Source organism: Paenibacillus alginolyticus DSM 5050 = NBRC 15375 (genome assembly GCF_000422905.1).
GTDB lineage: Bacteria > Bacillota > Bacilli > Paenibacillales > NBRC-103111 > Paenibacillus_E > Paenibacillus_E alginolyticus.
On record NZ_AUGY01000053.1, the window covers coordinates 1 to 16,065 of the forward strand.

A 16,065-nucleotide genomic window follows, 5' to 3' on the forward strand; every position below is an offset into this window, starting at 1 on the left:
AGGGCTCAGACCCGTCAGCTAAACGTTATCGGTCTCCACGCCTTGGTCAGGTGTAACGAAGGAATGTGAGGGCATAGACCCGTAGAGTCTTGGGATGGTGAACCCCCAAGGAAATTGTGGAGTATGCGTGCAGAAGAATAACACTTGGAGAAATGTTCCAACGCTTCTTCTGTTCCCGCATGCCCAAAATCGAAACAACGGTGTCTAATGATGTCTAATGAGCTTGCTATTCGAACGGCAACTGTATTCCAAGGCGACGAAATCCTGCGAATGAGTGAGAATATGTGAGATAAACCCTTAAAACCGAGGGACGGGCAGGATAGTTGAAGATTGTTCGCGGTGAACCGTATCATAAATAAGGGCAAGTTTTTGGTGAACAGCATTAAGTTTCAAGGGGGGCAGTCTATGAACAAAACAGACCGTTTATTAGCCATCGTTCTGGAGCTGCAAAGCAGAGAAGTGGTACGGGGTGAAGATTTGGCAGACCTATTCGAAACAAGCGTGCGGACCATCTATCGTGACATTCAGGCACTTAGTGAAGCGGGTGTGCCGATTATAGGTGCACCAGGCACAGGATATTCTTTGATGACAGGCTATTTTCTGCCGCCGATCAGTTTCACCGTAGAAGAAGCCGTAACCTTGCTTATAGGAACGGACTTTATCGAGCAACGATTTGATGATGAGTATCGTGTCAGGGCTCAAGCCGCTCGGAGGAAAATCGAAGCTATTCTATCGGAGAGCGTTCGCAATGAGACCTCTCGTGTGCGTAAGGCGCTGCGCTTGCTCACTCCCGGTAAACGGGACGTGCTGTCAAAAGAAAGGGAATATTTCGAAAAGATCCGTCGAGCTATATTAGAGGAACGAAAGATCAGATTTCATTATTCGAAAGGGATTGGGGATTCCAAGGGGAATCACCATAGTGATCGTACCGTCGCCCCATATGGCCTGGTACTGGTTGAAAGATCTTGGATGCTCGTGGCCCGTTGTGATCTACGTCAAGACATTCGCCATTTCCGTTTGTCCCGAATGGCCGAACTTATCGATCTGGAAGAACGCTTCGAGCTACCGGCGCATTTTAACTTAAGGGAGTATACTCCTCCGGATGATCGCCACTTGCGAGTTCGCCTTCGATTTAACCATGATATCGCAGATAAGGTGAAGGAATCGAACTATCATTACATAGAGGATATGGAAGAGCATCAAGATGGATTGCATGTGGTCTTACGTGTTCGTCAACTGGATGAATTGTTGCAATGGGTGCTTGGCTGGGGAGCGGGTGTGATCGTATTGGAACCCGAATCATTCCGAAGTTGTATTCGTGAGGAAGCCCAAAAGATGTTAAAACGCTACTGACATAACGTTGTCAGTAGCGTTGTTTTATAATCGGGTATGTAAATGTAAGGAGTGGTGAGAATAAGTGCGAAGTACGTTGCATCGGTTGGGGTACATAGCCAATCTATTATTTACAGCTACTTTGCCCCTTAAGGAAGCTTCGCTGGTTCTGGCCCACGATAGTACGGTATTGTTTCATTTATTATAGGAAGGATGATATTGTGTGAATTTCGCTTCTGTACGCATCATTACCGACGACGTGGATCGTCTCGTCGAGTTCTATGAGAAAGTCATGGGTGTTTCGGCGGAGCGCCCCGCGCCCGTTTTTGCCGAACTCGTTGTGCCATCTTGTACCCTGGCAATCGGCCACTCCCAGACGGCGCAACTATTCGGCGCTGGTTCCGTAGTTGCGGCCAACAATCACACTGTCATCATCGAGTTCCGCGTCGAGAATGTCGAAGCCGAATACGCGCGCTTGAAGCCATTTGTCGATGAATGGGTAAAGGAACCGACTACGATGCCGTGGGGAAACCGTTCTGTGCTTTTCCGCGATCCCGACGGCAACCTCGTTAACCTCTTCGAGCCGGTGACCGAGGAAGCGATCAAACGGTTCAGCGGTAGGCGTTGACGGACAGTTAAAGTGAGCGAGGCTTCAATCTAGGGAGTGGCAACGATTCGTAAAATATGGTCCTCGAGTGCAGAATGATTGTGAGCGTCTGGGAATGGTGCTGGGACCTATATGATACTGAACGATATGGGAAGTATACAGTCTTCCGGGGAGGCAGTTGGGCTGAAGTTGAGAGCAACTGTGGTTCTACGAGAATAAGGAAAAGTATGCCCGATTTCAAGATAGATGATCTCGATTTTAGAACCGCACTTGCAACACCTTGAGGACAAGACATCGAGCATGCCGAAATCGAATTAAAATCACCGTAAGGGCCATCCTGCAAAGGATGGTCCTTAACTTGCCGTTAGAGACAGCGCGGGGAACCGTATCATAAGTAGGGCGAAATTTATGGTTATAGCAAGGAACCTCTTCGACAAAGTCGGAGAGGTTCCTTGCTATAATAGAAAGCCGGTTGGTTAGCTGATATATATTCTGCTAAGTGATGTTGACGTCCGCTCCAGTCCAATGGCAACGGCTTATTGCATGGGGTTGCCTTGCGCTGCATTCGAGACATTCTCCCAGGCTTCCCAGGTGGCTAGACGGTCAGCATAGATGCCGCGCGCTATAGGTAAGACTTCTGAGCCGAGCGCAAATCGTAGTGGGGGTTCCGCTGCGTCCACGATCTTGAGAACGGCTTCTGCAGTCGCTTGAGGGTTGCCGCGTTTTTCGTTTGATAGACGCGTGAACACCTGCTTCCGTACATCGGCATAGACGTCCATTTCCGGTACTCGCTTACCTGAAGCGCCAAACTCAGTCGCATAGGCACTGGGTTCGAGCAGCGTCACCTTAATCCCAAAGTCCTTGACCTCTTGCGCCAGACTTTCGTGGAGTCCTTCGACCGCCCATTTGGAGGAGCAATAGAAGCCGATGAGCGGCCTTGCCTCGATCCCAAGGGAGCTTGAAACGCTGAGCAAATGCCCGCTGCCCTGCTTCCTCAGCAATGGCAAGGCGGCTTGGATGACTCGAAGATAACCAAAGTAGTTCGCATCAAACAGAGCGCGGACATCGGCTTCGCTTGCCTCCTCGACCATTCCGACCAAAGTATAACCGGCATTGTTGAGGACAACGTCCAGCTTGCCGAAATGGGCATGAGCCCGCTGAACGACTTGGCGGACCTGGTCAGCATCCGTTACGTCGAGTGCCATGGGAAGAACGAGATCTCCGAAACGTTCCTTCAAATCGACAACGTCCTCCAATTTGCGGGCGGTAGCTGCAACTTTATCGCCACGCGTGAGCGCGGCTTCTGCCCATATGCGTCCTAAACCGCGAGAGGCTCCCGTGATGAACCAGACTCTTTTGTCCATGTATACTCCTCCTTTAAATTCCCTGTTCTGTGTGGGATACTTAAATTAAAGCACCCAAATACGGAACTGTAAAGTTCTGGAAATATAAAGTATCGAAAAAGGGGGTTAAATTTTATGAATAAGATTAAAAATGAAGAGTCAGTCGGATCCAAATTAGCTGACAAAGTAGTGGAAAAACCAGCGAAAACATTAGGCCGTAAACGAGATCACACGCGGGATGCTAAAATCCTGGAAGCGACAATCGACATCCTCGCCGAAGCCGGTTTTGATGGAATGACAATGGACATGGTCGCAGCTAGAGCGAAGGCCGGAAAGGCGACGGTGTATCGCCGCTGGTCCTCCAAGGCAGAGCTAGTCCGAGATGCCTTAACCTGGATGAATCGAAATCATCTTGAGCTTGACCTCTTGCCCGATACGGGAACCTTGCGCAATGATCTGCTTGCGCTATTGAAGCCGCAATCGATCGAAGAAGGTGAACGCAAACTTCGAGTACTCGCAGGCCTGGGCTCCTTTTTATCGCAGAATCCGGAAACGGTTAACGGAGAAATTTTCGAACCGTGGGCTGTAGTGAATCGTGAGCTCATGCACCGGGCCGTCGGCCGCGGTGAAATCTCCACCCGCGCGGACATTGAAATGGCTTGCCAGGTTATTACTTCAATGGCTTCTTATCGCGGACTGGTACAGCGCAAAACATTCGACAAGCACTTCTACACTTCACTAATCGACGGCGTCCTACTACCTGCCCTCAAAAATCCGTTAACATCTCCAAATGAAACGGAATAAGGAAGGCGACCTTTTGCTTGTGGAAAGAAAAGCCCCCCACGTATTGGTCATGATGAAAGGCCATCCAGCAAAAGGATGGCCTTAAAACTTGCCGTTACAGACAGCACGGTGAACCGTATGACAAATGATGCAAAATTGGAGTGTCCGCAGGATTTAACGAAGTTTGAACAAAGTGATTGAAAACCTGCTTTTGTCGCCGAGTAGACAGGATGAAGGGGAGAAGTAATGTAGGAAAGGCATCAGGCTAAATACCCGAGAATATAATATTCCTCAACTGAACGACCAGACTTTTAAGTTCCTTCTCCCTCTCCAAATAGTGCAGCGAGGCCTGTATTAACGGATGATTCGCTGTCTCCTTGCTAACCTCAGTCTGGATAAAACGGTAAAGCTCCCTTATTTCCGAACGATGTACGGCGCCGGCCGGGATCGTGTTAATGGCCTTATCCATCTCCCGAAACAGTTCTGAAAGAATCTGCCTCTTCCCACCCTGCCGGTCCTCGAATCCCCAGTTTAAATACCTCTCGAATGAAGCTTGGTTCAGCATAGACTTAAGATCGGACGTCATCATATGCTTAATGAGCACATGGAGCTTTTCCAAGATGAACTTCGCCGTTTCCTCGAGTGATAACGACCTCTCCTCATATACAATCCAAAATAGATATTCCTTCAGAATCGCCCGATAGATGGCAACCAAATCCCATAGGAACGGTTGGATTTCCTCGCCATACACATGCAGCAAACAATCTCTATGCCATCGGATGAGCCGCCCCCTAACCTTGTGTCTGAGTGGCTGGAACTTGGGATCCTGTTGAATAGGGAGCTCAGTAAATTCGACCAGAATATGTTTGTACTCCATAAAGTAGCGGAATCGCAAAACGATCTGCTGAACAAACTGTTCTTCCGGCGATAGTCCGGGAAGACGTGTCAGCTCATCGACTTGATCAAAATAGTTGTTATGACATTGATTAAATACCTCGCTAAAGAGATCCTCTTTGGAAGGAAAGTATTTATAGACCGATCCTTTGGCAATACCGCAATCATCGGCAATATCCTGTATCGTCGTCGAAAGAAACCCGCGTTCTTTAAAAAGCCTCGTCGCTGATTGAACGACCTCTTCCCTTGTCACAATCATAAAAAAGATTCTCCCTCCTTGACTTACTATGAATCATGGTACAAAATATAAAACATCAAGTCAAATGATCGAAAGTTCACGATTGGTGACTTACAGTCAAATTTAGAATAATGAGGAGAATATCGGTATGGAAAAATTATTTGATCCGCAAAAAACAGCGCTGGTTGTCATTGATCTGCAAAAGTGGTTAGGGAACCAATACGCCCCTTATTCCGCCGAGCAGGTGGTATCAAATGCGGCCGTCTTGGCCGATGCTTTTCGTGAACAAGGCTCGATGGTTGCCCTGGTCAGGGTATCCAGCAAGGACCTGAAGGATATTCCTAAACCGAAGCTGGATACCCCTGCACCTGCACTGAATCTGCCTGAGGGTTGGGATGAAATCGTCCCAGAAATGCGGGTCGCCGCCACAGACCACATCATTACCAAGAAGCAGTGGGGAGCTTTTTACGGAACGGAGCTCGATCTGCAGCTGCGCCGCAGGGGAATCGATACCATCGTTTTATGTGGCATCGCAACTGGACTTGGTGTGGATACGACTGCGCGGGAAGCGTTTATGCATGGCTATCAGCAGATTTTTGCGATTGATGCGATGACCGGATTTTCCCAGGCCGAGCATGATTACGTAAAAGGCCATATTTTCCCGCGTATTGGGCGTACTCGGACCACACAAGAAATCATCTCAACCTTTACTGAAGATAGATCGTAAGGTTATTGCAGGAGGTTGATCTCATGACCCAAAGGAAACGTCTCCAGAACGATCTGATGTATCCTTGGTATGTCTTATCCGTAACCAGTCTCGGTGCGTTTTTGGTTCTAATCAATATCGGAACGCTCAATGTCGCATTGCCTGAATTAAGCCGGCAGTTTCATACGGATGCAGCAACATCCGGCTGGATTTTACTTTCCTATATGCTTGTAAACACCATTCTGATCTTGGTCTTTGGGCAAGTATCGGATATATTCGGAAGAAGGCGGATGTATTTAATCGGATTGGGTGTGTTTACCATAACCAGTTTCTTACTTGGCTACTCCCCAAATGCGGAGATCCTCATTCTTCTTCGCATCGTACAGGCTGCCGGAGGAGCCCTAGTGGTGACGAACACAACGCCGCTGATCACTGACGCATTTCCCAAAACACAGCTTGGCACCGGTCTAGGCCTGAATATCTTGTCCGCTTCCATCGCGCAGGTGCTTGGCCCTGTCGTCGGCGGCCTGGTAACGACTGCTTGGGGCTGGAGGTGGGTATTCTGGTTCAATGTCCCCTTCGGGATCGTTGCCTTCATCTGGGGCCTCCAGATTCTAAGAGAGAAGCCGCTGACAGGGCCTCGTACCAAAGTCGATCGATATGGGGGTATCCTGGTCTTTATCGCTTTAGCTGGTTTAATCATAGCTCTATCCAAGGGGGGAGAGTTGGGCTGGGGAGACAAGCAAGTGATTGGAGGTTTTGCTGTATTCGCGATAATAACCCCTATATTTTTATGGCATGAGCATCGATCGGCTTCTCCTTTGCTGGATATAAGCCTTTTTAAAAATTGGATGTTCGGTATGGCGAATATCGCTACCTTCTTTCATTCCTTTGCTCGCACGGCAGTTGCCCTGCTTTTCGCGCTGTACTTCCAATTTGCCTTCCACCAAAACGCACTTGAGGCCGGTCTAAGGATTCTTCCAATTACGATAGGAATGTTGATCATATCCCCCATTGCCGGCATGTTAACCAAGAGAATCGCCCTTCGAGTCCTATCCTCGCTTGGAATACTCCTATCCATAGCAGGACTACTGCTGCTCTTATTCGTACTCGGAGGGAATTTCCCTTACGGGGCCACCGCATGCGGGATGCTGTTAATCGGGATCGGGACTGGCTTATTTCTTACTCCCAATACGATGGAGATCATGTCGTCCGTTCCTGAGAACAGCCGAGGGGTGGCAAATGGGCTGCGGTCCATGCTCTATAACTTGGGCCAGGTGCTGAGTACGGCCCTTTCTTTAACCATTGTCAGTGCGGCGCTACCGGCCCATATGAAGAACGTGCTGTATTCCGGAAAAAACGCTGTGATTTCGGACGTTGATTTTACTTTCATCATTCACGGCTACCGCTGGGTCATCATCGCATTGCTATGGACTTCCCTATTGGCCCTTGCAGCATCGTGGTTTCGTCCTCATCCGAAAAACAGAGCCTACGAGGGTTCTTCCGCAGCCAGCTGAATTCGAGTATGGGGGGCTGATCGATGAAATTTACGCTGAATGGAAAAGCACTTCAGGTCATTCTAAACATGATTAGCCATCACAAGCAACGACAAGTAGTGATGCTGGCATTCAGCGTGAATGGGTTTACAAGAACGTAAAGAAAGGCTATCTCACTAAAGAGTTGGCCACAAATTTACCGCCACTAATAGCTGGGATGAAAACAACTGTTTTTAGAGCAAAACTGATGTTTTGCTCTTTGTCTCTAGTTATAAAATTTCGCCGTTACAGTGTTACGGTGAACCGTATCATAAGTAGGGCGAAGTTCAGGTGCCTTTACATTTTCCAATCCAAATGCTATCATGCAAACATGATGTTAACGTCATATTATATCTTAGAAGGAGTGATACATCATGAACCGCATGCGCATTGGCGATTTGACAGAACGAGCCGGGGTAACCCAGCGCACGGTTCGCTATTACGAGAGCATTGGATTGCTTCCATCTGGCGAGCGCGAAGGCAATGGTCATCATTACTACACGGAAGAAACGGTTGCTCGTCTGCAAAAGATCGATCAGTTGAAGAAGATTGGCCTAAGTTTGGAGGAAATTCGGGACGTTATCGAGCTTTACTTTACGGATACGAGCGGGGTGCTGCCGAAACGGAAAGTCCTCGGCATACTGCGCCAGCATCTGGCCGACACGGACCAGAAGCTTGAAGCACTCGGGCAGTTCCGCAGCGATTTGCAGTCGAATATAGAACGTTTCGAGCGATGGCTCGAGGCCAATGAAAGCGATTAATTTTTTTTACTTAAAACATGACGTTAACGTCATGTTCAGTATTCTATGGAGGTTAAATTCATGACTGAAAACATTGGATTTATCGGACTCGGACTGCTTGGTATGCCAGTCGCTGCCAATCTGCTCCAAGCAGGATATGCGTTGACCGTATACAACCGCACCCCAGAAAAAGCGGAACCGCTCGTAGCCCAAGGTGCGCTGCAGGCGGTCCGTCCAGCTGACGCCGTGACAACCGGTGGCATCGTCGTCACCTTGGTATGGGACGATGAAGCATTGGAAGACGTCGTCAAAAGCGAAGATTTCTTAGAACGCCTGGGCATAGGCGGTATTCATGTATCAATGAGTACGGTGTCGCCGGATACGGGTAGGAAGCTGGCGGATCTGCACGCGCGGCACGGTTCCGTCTATGTTGAGGCGCCTATCTTTGGACGGCCGGAGGCAGCCGCTGCCAGGCAATTGTGGATTCCAATAGCGGGTCCGCAGGAAGCAAAGGAGCGGGTGCGGCCGCTGCTGGAAGCGATGGGAGCTAAAGGGATCTTTGACTTTGGCGAGGAAGCCGGTTCGGCTGTACTCGTCAAACTGATCGGTAACTTTCTAATCGTCTCCGCCGCACGCTCACTGGAAGAAGCACTAGGAATAGCTGAGCGCGGCGGGGTTGATCCCACAGCAGCGGTCAATATGCTTACCAGCACACTGTTTACCGCCCCAATTTATCAAAACTATGGCAAAATGATAGCCGAGAAGTCATCCATATCCGAAAGTAAAATTCCGCAGAAAGATGTCGGCCTCTTGCTGTCGGCGGCGCAAAATGCACAAGTTCCAGCCCCGCTTTCCAGCCTGCTGCTTGATATGCTGGAGAACGGAGATCGGAGCAGAACATAAGGCTACGGTCGATGTTATTCGTACACTTGTATAACCGGTCTGCCTGGTTGCGGTTATAAGTGACATTCGGCTCTCAATTCAATACGCTCAAAGGATAGGCGGCCCCAGGGCCGCATTTCGCCGATAGCCCCGTTACGCTGAACCGTATCATAGTACAGGTCATTACGCTAACGGGAAACAAGAGTTCAATATTAAGATGAAGGCAGCCGGTCAAAGTTGATCGGCTGCCTTTGCAATTAAATCCAGTTTTAGAAAAAAGTGAATCAATATTATGGGGATATCTGGTAATATGGATAAATAATTAACTCAGAGGTTTACACCTTGGTTCGGACCCATTGCTGAGTGATGGGACCGCAATGCTTGCCTCCACGTGCTGCGAACGCTTCGTGAATGTCGATAAAAATCTACATTCACAGCCAAGCTCACCCCTGCGAGGCCCCGCGAGCAAGCTCCTTGTGGACGATCGGCGCGACCTTCGTGCCGAGCAGTTCGATGGTGCGCAGCAATTCGTGGTGCGGCATCGTGCTGACGTCCACGTGCAGGAGGAAGCGCGTTAGGCCCAGGTTCTTGCGAAGCAGCACGATCTTCTCCGCAACATACTCGGGATCGCCGACGTAGAGCGCTCCACGAAGGCTGCGGGCGGCGTCGAACGATTCGCGGGTGTATGGCGGCCAGCCGCGCTCGCGCCCAATAGTGTTCATCTGGGCTGCCGTCGACGGGTAGAACAAATCGGCGGCCTTCTCGGTCGTATCCGAGATGAAGCCGTGTGAATGCGTCGCGATCTGCAGCTTGCTTACGTCGTGTCCGGCCTTCGCGGCCGCTTCCTTATAGAGGTTGACTAGAGAAGCGAACCTCTCCGGCATGCCGCCGATGATCGCAAAGACGACCGGCAATCCTAGAATGCCGGCGCGAATCGCGGACTCCGGATTTCCGCCGGTTCCAATCCATACGGGCAACGGTTCCTGTACGGATCGCGGATAGACGCCCAGGTTGTCGATGGCGGGGCGGTGGCCGCCGCGCCAGCTTACTTTCTCCGATTCGCGGATCGCGAGCAGAAGCTCCAGCTTCTCCTCGAATAGTCTGTCGTAGTGGTTCAAGTCGTATCCAAACAACGGGAAAGATTCGATAAACGAGCCGCGGCCTGCCATAATTTCCGCCCGTCCATTGGACAGGCCGTCCAAGGTGGAGAAAGCTTGGTACACGCGAACCGGATCGTCCGAAGACAACACGGTCACGGCGCTCGAGAGCCGGATTCGTTTTGTCGTGGATGCGGCAGCGGCCAGAATAACGGCTGGTGCCGAGCTCGCGTAATCCGCGCGATGATGTTCGCCGATCGCATAGACGTCCAGACCGACTTGCTCGGCCAGATTAATCTCCTCTACCGCTTGTCGGAGCCGTTCGGCGTGAGTGACGCCGCCGGCTCTCGGAGCAGCCTCGAGGAATGTGCTTAGTCCTATTTCGATTGAAGAAGTCGTAAGATCGGACATAATGATTCGCTCCCTTCTAGATGCGCTTATTATACTTTATATTTTGATGTAACTCAATAAAAGTAAGTTAAGACGGTTATCAGCTGGCGTGACGTACATAATATCGGTACCGGAGCCACCCTCTTAACAAAGAATAAGCAGGCTGCCGATGATAAGCTCGGTGGCCTGCTGTGCTAACGGGCAGTTTAGTTATAATCAGATTTGAACTTTTTTCCACTTTCTGGAGTCTTTTTGAAGATAACTAAAATAATCAAATGATTAAAAACTTGGGGGGACTTGTATGAGCATATTATATGAAAGGTACACCGAGGGCATATCTTTTACAGGAGAGATTAAGAAAGATATTGAACGATTTCTTGTTAATCATAATGAGTATGATACATACCAGCATACTATTTCTGTAGCTGATGAAGCAGTTCGAATAGCAAATATGTTCAACTTAGATAACGATCTCGCATCCCAAGCGGCTTTTCTTCATGATATAAGTAACGTGATTCCTAAAAAGAAATTCCATAATCCTTTAGAATTGTTCCATAATTCCTTAGACGGATTGTTGCAGAATTTCTTAGAAAAATGATTTTATACATCAAAATGAATAAATATACAATAAGGTCAGTCGGCTATGCATTGTCGTCTGACCTTATTTGTTATAGTGGGATGAGGATGAATTAAATTTCAGTGATGTGGAGGTTGAAGGGTGATGACAGAGTTTCGGACGGTTTTAACGCGGAGATTAAGATGGCTAATCGGTGCAACCTGTGTGTTTTCACTGATCGTTATTTTGACTGCGCTATACGGGTATAAGGTCCAAAGCGACGCGGGCGATTTCGTACACGGAGTGCAAGTCGGGATTTTTATCGGCATGCAGATCATAATTTTGTTGGTCGGGAAAAAGTTGCGGGCCGCGCTGCGAAACGAATCGTTTCTGAAGAAGCTATACATCGAAGAGCATGATGAACGGAAGAAGCTGATCATGGAAAAGGCGAATTCTTTGAGTTTGTACGTGACTTTGTTTTCCGTCTCTTTGGCGTCGATTGTATTGGGCTTCTTTAACGTTACGATTTCGATCACGCTGTTTGCAGTACTGATCGTGATCCTTCTCACAAGGATTTCTTCCAACCAATATTACAATCGAAAGTTTTAAGAAATAACAACCTTAGGCTGCCTTGATCATTCCGCTAACGGAAAACGATAGTTGAGGGGCTTGCTTCGTAGCGGCTCCTCTGTTGTTTATTAAAGTAAGACGGGCAGATTTGCGTAACAGTACGCGTGATTTACTAATTTAACCCCATTTTGTGGTAAAGTAAGGAAAAAAGCAGAGGCGATAAGTAGAATGGACCCTATTGAAATCAAAAGAAGTAATCCTATTTCTGCTTTAATAGCTAGTATTCCGCATGGTTCATCACAGATTACTCCTGAAATGAGAGAAAATAAGAAGTCTGATACATTGTTGGCTAATAACGATTGGTTTTTAAATGAACTTTACAATTTTCTTGCGGGACTACATATTACAGTATTATCAGCCAACTATAGTAGATATGTGATAGATGTTAATAGAGATATTAATATTAAACATCTTAACGAAGAATACACTAGATCGTTAATCTACCAAAAATCTACCTTTGGAAAAGAAATCTATGATACTCCTTTAGTTGATGAGATAATCTCAAATAGAATACAGACATTTTATATGCCGTACCATAATCATTTATCAGAAGAAATAGATACAGCTTTAAAGGAAAATAACAGAGTGTTCTTACTTGACTTGCATAGTTTTTATGTTCAATCTGCGGCTGATGTGGTGTTAGGGACATGCGAAGGTAAGACTTGTTCCAAGGAGTTTTTATACCTTGTTTATAATGCGTTTACTTCAGAAGGATTTGTAGTAAGGATTGACGAAAAGGGCCTAACGGGTGGTTATATTGTTTCACATTATGGTTCTTTAGATAATGTTGAAGCAATACAAATCGAACTAAGGTACACTTCATATATAGAAAATCGTGAGTTTGGTGAAGAAGAGGTAGTTAAAAAGAATGATACACTCTTCAGTGAAACACAGGGACGTTTGATTCAAGTGTTTAAGAAGATTAAGGTGATGATTGCAGGTTTAAATTAAGCTAATAAGAAGTGACGGCAGCCGGCCACGTTAGTTCAAAACAACCAAAAAATCGCTTATTTTATGAACATGTAACCGGTCTTCACCACAAATGCCATTAAATAAACAGAAAGGCCCTGATTCCCCATTTTCCCGTCTCAGTCGAAGTAGCTTTCGATCGAGGAAAAGAAAATGGCTTAAGGGCCTTTTTTTTAAGAAACAAAGATTACACCTATAGGTTTAGAAATTCAAAATTCAGAAGAAGTAATAATTAGCCTTTAGCACTTTTTTTCTTGACGCTTCTGACGTGTGCAACTGGAGCAGTTAGTGGAGTGGGACAAAATTCATCTCTAACGGTGCACGTATAGATATGCTCAGGAACAGGCACACAATGATGGCGGTTAATGATTTCAATCGGATGGATAATTTGAACTATTTGTGGATGATAAAAATCTCTATAAACGACTTGGGGGGGATCTACAACCTGACTAGTAGGGCATTTAGGGCAAGACACTGGTATTCACCTCTCTCTTGTGTATTTCAACCTATATATATTATGTCCACCCCGATAACCGTGCTTGTTTGTTTGTTACGGGGACATATGTACAAAAACCGTTATTTTGTGAACATGTCCAGACCACTTTTTAAGTGACTTGCCTATCTATTTCGAGAAATCCTAAGAAAAACGAAGAACGGCTCTTTCGCTTTTGATGCGAACAGAGCCGTTTTTTTGCCATTGTTCCACGGTAGCGAAATCGGCTGCCGCGGCGAAATTCGGGGGAATATCAGACTTGAAAATACAGGGTGGGATTGGGACGGGCAGTTATGCATGGAGCTTATGGATGGAAAATGAGACTAAGTGTGGTGGTAACATATAAATCCATTATTTGTTATAATTTTATTGATTGTAAAGGAAGTTACTTCCTTCAGATCGCAGTAGTCGATCATATGGCGTACAAGTCAATTAGATAGGAGATATGAAAGTGATACAATTCCGTTACATTGGAACGTTGATTGTTATAATGGCGCTTTTAATGTTCTCTGTTTCATCACCGGGCTATGCGGCATCTATTGAGCCTGTCCGGGTATTCGTCAACGGCTTCCAAGTGCTGTTTACGCAGCTTCCAGTAGTGGAGGAGGGAGGCACCTTAGTGCACTGCGCCCAATCTATGAGGAGCTTGATATTAAGGTCGAATGGGATGAATCGACACAGACGATCACGGGAACTAAGAATGAATTGCTGATTAGGATGACTGTGAATTCGACGGAGGCAACCGTTAATGGAAAGGCCGTTAAAATATCGGCTGTTCCAAGGATTATGAATGAGAGTACATTTGTGCCGCTCAGATTTATTGCAGAAAGCGTCGGCGGGGATGTGACTTGGGATGAAAAGACAAACACTTCGATATCGTCACTGATAAGGGCTATTATGTCTTTTTAGCTGCGGCAAAGAACGATTTAGAACGGGTGAAGTATTGGTTGGACAACGGTGGTGGGCCAAATTTTAAAAATAAAAATGACGGATTATCAACACTTAGCTTCGCGTTAAACCCTAATAACGTCGAAATGCTTGAATTGCTCTTGAAGTCCGGTGCAAATCCGAATCAAAGTTTAGTGGGCTTTGGCGACTTTTTAAGACCATTAGTCTCAGCAGTTTTTGATAAAGATCCGAGGATAGTCCAGCTCTTAGTTGATTACGGTGCGGACGTTCAACATACAACTAGAGAAGGTACGGCGCTGGACACGGCAAAGAAGCTGCTGAAGGAACAAAAGAATGATGCAGATAAACAAAAGTTGGAGCAAATTACCAAAATTCTTGAAAAAGCTATGGCGTCGAAATAACATCTTCGCAAATCTCTAAACGGGGAATTATAGCTTAATAAGACGCGGCTGCCGACATGGAACGGTAGCCGCGTTGAGGGACGGGCAGTTTAGTATGGTAAAATAGGGAAACCTAGCTACTTCCAGCCTTATGATTGCTTAAGTAAAGGAAACCCAAGTTTGGTTTGAATACGGATGTCTGCTGAGAGCAGATTCGGAGGAATAGGTTGAGACGGTTCACAGTGGAACGCGAAGCACCTGATTACCTTGAGTGGCGTAAGAAGAACCCATTAGGATTTGTCCTTAACATAGACACATGGAGTGCTACTTCACCGTCAACCACAAATATCATTCATGATGCCGGTGGTTGTTCATCTTTAAACCAATCACGCACGGGAAATAGGGAACGACATGGTACGAAAGAACATCCAAAGCTATGTTCAACGGACATTCGGGAGCTGGTGAAGGAAATGCTTAGAAAGGGAGTTGTCCATTGAAGAGAAAAGGCATAAAAATAGCAAAGATAAGTATATTGATTGTTGCTCTTCTTGTTGCGGTCGGATTAATTTCCCCTACATGGACACCTGCAATTAAAGGCGAAAACAGCATGAGTTTATTAGAGCAGATCGACATCAATGGCACTAGGCATGAAGTAATGATTAGGGGGAACGACCGGCGCAATCCGATAGTGATCTTTGTGCATGGCGGCCCAGGTTGTTCCGAAATTCCGTATGTGCGGAAATACCAAAGATTGCTTGAGAAAAATTTTACAATTGTACACTATGATCAACGAGGCAGTGGGAAATCATATCATTTCTTTGAAGACTACTCCAATTTATCAACAGACTTGCTCGTGAATGATTTATTGGAGCTTACAGATGATGTGAAAGAGATGTTGGGACAATCGAAAGTGCTGCTGATAGGCCATTCTTTTGGTACATACATAGGGATGAAAGCTGCGGCTAAAGCCCCGGAGAAATTTGTTGCTTATATTGGTATTGGACAGGTTGCTGCTCATGTGCAAAGCGAATTGGACAGTTTGGATTATACCATAGATCAAGCAAAGCAAGCTGGGAATCTAAAAGATGCGGTACGATTAGAACAGCTTCGAGATCCCATCGAACGAGGGGAACAATTTACTCCTAGAGACATGATTCGGAAATACGGCGGAGCAGCACGATTAATTGACGATAACAGGGATTATTATACAGGCTTTCTTTTTAATCGGGAATATAATTTACTTGATGTCATTCGTTATTTGAAGGGGGTTTCGATCTCGCAGCAAATCTTATTGGAGGAAGAGTCAAAAAATCATATAACAGACATTGTCGATAGATTGGAGATTCCCTTTTATTTTGTCATGGGGCAATATGATTACATGACATCCGTAAATGCGGCAAGAGACTATTTTAATGTGCTGGAAGCGTCTAAAAAGGATTTTGTTATTTTCAAAGAGTCAGCTCATTATCCACAGTTCGAGGAAAAAGAGTTATTTGCGGAATGGTTGAACGCTACATGGAGAGATCTGGCTTTCTAAGTGATTGTTCTTTGAAATTCACAATCTCATAATGAGGGCTGTGA

Annotated in this window: 17 protein-coding genes and 1 pseudogene; 15 read left to right on the top strand and 3 right to left on the bottom strand. The window is 46.6% G+C overall.

Translation table 11 applies throughout. The annotated features are described in order from the left end of the window. Positions 1 to 405: 405 nt before the first annotated feature. From G519_RS0122445 to G519_RS49135, 3 genes and pseudogenes are all read left to right on the top strand, one after another. Positions 406 to 1,353, top strand: a complete 948-nt coding sequence (locus tag G519_RS0122445) for a helix-turn-helix transcriptional regulator (protein WP_029196616.1) — start codon at positions 406 to 408, stop codon at positions 1,351 to 1,353. A gap of 202 nt (positions 1,354 to 1,555) precedes the next feature. Beyond that, on the top strand, positions 1,556 to 1,960 hold the full coding sequence (locus G519_RS0122450) for a VOC family protein (RefSeq protein ID WP_029196617.1): 405 nt from the start codon (positions 1,556 to 1,558) through the stop codon (positions 1,958 to 1,960). A 74-nt stretch (positions 1,961 to 2,034) separates the two neighbouring features. Beyond that, positions 2,035 to 2,223, top strand: a pseudogene (locus G519_RS49135) (SUMF1/EgtB/PvdO family nonheme iron enzyme); the annotation flags it as partial. 252 nt (positions 2,224 to 2,475) lie between these two features. Here the strand turns inward: G519_RS49135 and G519_RS0122455 are convergent. Then, positions 2,476 to 3,303 (bottom strand): SDR family NAD(P)-dependent oxidoreductase, encoded by an 828-nt coding sequence (locus G519_RS0122455; protein ID WP_029196618.1) that lies wholly within the window; start codon positions 3,301 to 3,303, stop codon positions 2,476 to 2,478. 114 nt (positions 3,304 to 3,417) lie between these two features. Here G519_RS0122455 and G519_RS0122460 point away from each other — a divergent pair, with 114 nt between their 5' ends. Continuing rightward, a complete protein-coding gene (locus G519_RS0122460; RefSeq protein ID WP_029196619.1) occupies positions 3,418 to 4,086 on the top strand; it encodes a TetR/AcrR family transcriptional regulator in 669 nt (222 codons plus the stop codon). Positions 4,087 to 4,330: 244 nt separating this feature from the next. On the opposite strand, the gene G519_RS0122465 is transcribed toward G519_RS0122460, so the two are convergent. Next, positions 4,331 to 5,218: a TetR/AcrR family transcriptional regulator gene (locus G519_RS0122465; RefSeq protein WP_029196620.1), complete on the bottom strand. Its 888-nt coding sequence runs from the start codon at positions 5,216 to 5,218 to the stop codon at positions 4,331 to 4,333. 127 nt (positions 5,219 to 5,345) lie between these two features. Here G519_RS0122465 and G519_RS0122470 point away from each other — a divergent pair, with 127 nt between their 5' ends. From G519_RS0122470 to G519_RS0122490, 4 genes are all read left to right on the top strand, one after another. After that, entirely contained in the window at positions 5,346 to 5,924 is a 579-nt protein-coding gene (locus tag G519_RS0122470) for a hydrolase (RefSeq protein WP_029196621.1), read from the top strand. A 23-nt stretch (positions 5,925 to 5,947) separates the two neighbouring features. Further along, a complete protein-coding gene (locus G519_RS44055; RefSeq protein ID WP_051253591.1) occupies positions 5,948 to 7,420 on the top strand; it encodes an MFS transporter in 1,473 nt (490 codons plus the stop codon). 392 nt (positions 7,421 to 7,812) lie between these two features. Next, positions 7,813 to 8,199: a MerR family transcriptional regulator gene (locus G519_RS0122485; protein ID WP_029196622.1), complete on the top strand. Its 387-nt coding sequence runs from the start codon at positions 7,813 to 7,815 to the stop codon at positions 8,197 to 8,199. A 60-nt stretch (positions 8,200 to 8,259) separates the two neighbouring features. Beyond that, a complete protein-coding gene (locus tag G519_RS0122490) occupies positions 8,260 to 9,081 on the top strand; it encodes an NAD(P)-dependent oxidoreductase (RefSeq protein ID WP_029196623.1) in 822 nt (273 codons plus the stop codon). A 422-nt stretch (positions 9,082 to 9,503) separates the two neighbouring features. Here the strand turns inward: G519_RS0122490 and G519_RS0122495 are convergent, their stop codons facing one another. Next, positions 9,504 to 10,568, bottom strand: a complete 1,065-nt coding sequence (locus G519_RS0122495) for an LLM class flavin-dependent oxidoreductase (RefSeq protein WP_029196624.1) — start codon at positions 10,566 to 10,568, stop codon at positions 9,504 to 9,506. 280 nt (positions 10,569 to 10,848) lie between these two features. Between G519_RS0122495 and G519_RS0122500 the strand changes: the two genes are divergently transcribed. The 7 genes from G519_RS0122500 to G519_RS0122525 all read left to right on the top strand — a co-directional run bounded on the left by G519_RS0122500 (position 10,849) and on the right by G519_RS0122525 (position 16,021). Next, a complete protein-coding gene (locus G519_RS0122500; protein ID WP_029196625.1) occupies positions 10,849 to 11,145 on the top strand; it encodes an HDIG domain-containing metalloprotein in 297 nt (98 codons plus the stop codon). Between the two features lie 123 nt (positions 11,146 to 11,268). Then, a complete protein-coding gene (locus G519_RS0122505) occupies positions 11,269 to 11,712 on the top strand; it encodes a hypothetical protein (RefSeq protein ID WP_029196626.1) in 444 nt (147 codons plus the stop codon). A gap of 189 nt (positions 11,713 to 11,901) precedes the next feature. Then, positions 11,902 to 12,684 carry an N-formylglutamate amidohydrolase gene (locus G519_RS0122510; protein WP_051253592.1) on the top strand — a complete coding sequence of 261 codons (783 nt, stop codon included), beginning with the start codon at positions 11,902 to 11,904 and terminating at the stop codon, positions 12,682 to 12,684. Between the two features lie 1,066 nt (positions 12,685 to 13,750). Beyond that, a complete protein-coding gene (locus G519_RS53615; protein WP_084160273.1) occupies positions 13,751 to 14,104 on the top strand; it encodes a copper amine oxidase N-terminal domain-containing protein in 354 nt (117 codons plus the stop codon). After that, complete coding sequence (locus G519_RS47740) at positions 14,071 to 14,505, top strand: ankyrin repeat domain-containing protein (protein WP_084160274.1); 435 nt, start codon at positions 14,071 to 14,073, stop codon at positions 14,503 to 14,505. The genes G519_RS53615 and G519_RS47740 overlap by 34 nt, the downstream gene beginning before the upstream one ends. 206 nt (positions 14,506 to 14,711) lie before the next feature. After that, a complete protein-coding gene (locus G519_RS0122520; RefSeq protein WP_029196629.1) occupies positions 14,712 to 14,981 on the top strand; it encodes a hypothetical protein in 270 nt (89 codons plus the stop codon). Beyond that, positions 14,978 to 16,021: an alpha/beta fold hydrolase gene (locus G519_RS0122525; RefSeq protein WP_051253593.1), complete on the top strand. Its 1,044-nt coding sequence runs from the start codon at positions 14,978 to 14,980 to the stop codon at positions 16,019 to 16,021. The genes G519_RS0122520 and G519_RS0122525 overlap by 4 nt, the downstream gene beginning before the upstream one ends. Positions 16,022 to 16,065: the final 44 nt, after the last annotated feature.

Coding starts and splice junctions, on each gene's coding strand:
- G519_RS0122470 (WP_029196621.1), top strand. CDS start 5,346: ATGGAAAAATTATTTGATCCGCAAAAAACAGCGCTGGTTGTCATTGAT.
- G519_RS0122460 (WP_029196619.1), top strand. CDS start 3,418: ATGAATAAGATTAAAAATGAAGAGTCAGTCGGATCCAAATTAGCTGAC.
- G519_RS0122485 (WP_029196622.1), top strand. CDS start 7,813: ATGAACCGCATGCGCATTGGCGATTTGACAGAACGAGCCGGGGTAACC.
- G519_RS0122495 (WP_029196624.1), bottom strand. CDS start 10,568: ATGTCCGATCTTACGACTTCTTCAATCGAAATAGGACTAAGCACATTC.
- G519_RS0122445 (WP_029196616.1), top strand. CDS start 406: ATGAACAAAACAGACCGTTTATTAGCCATCGTTCTGGAGCTGCAAAGC.
- G519_RS0122505 (WP_029196626.1), top strand. CDS start 11,269: ATGACAGAGTTTCGGACGGTTTTAACGCGGAGATTAAGATGGCTAATC.
- G519_RS0122510 (WP_051253592.1), top strand. CDS start 11,902: ATGGACCCTATTGAAATCAAAAGAAGTAATCCTATTTCTGCTTTAATA.
- G519_RS0122455 (WP_029196618.1), bottom strand. CDS start 3,303: ATGGACAAAAGAGTCTGGTTCATCACGGGAGCCTCTCGCGGTTTAGGA.
- G519_RS0122500 (WP_029196625.1), top strand. CDS start 10,849: ATGAGCATATTATATGAAAGGTACACCGAGGGCATATCTTTTACAGGA.
- G519_RS0122490 (WP_029196623.1), top strand. CDS start 8,260: ATGACTGAAAACATTGGATTTATCGGACTCGGACTGCTTGGTATGCCA.
- G519_RS44055 (WP_051253591.1), top strand. CDS start 5,948: ATGACCCAAAGGAAACGTCTCCAGAACGATCTGATGTATCCTTGGTAT.
- G519_RS0122465 (WP_029196620.1), bottom strand. CDS start 5,218: ATGATTGTGACAAGGGAAGAGGTCGTTCAATCAGCGACGAGGCTTTTT.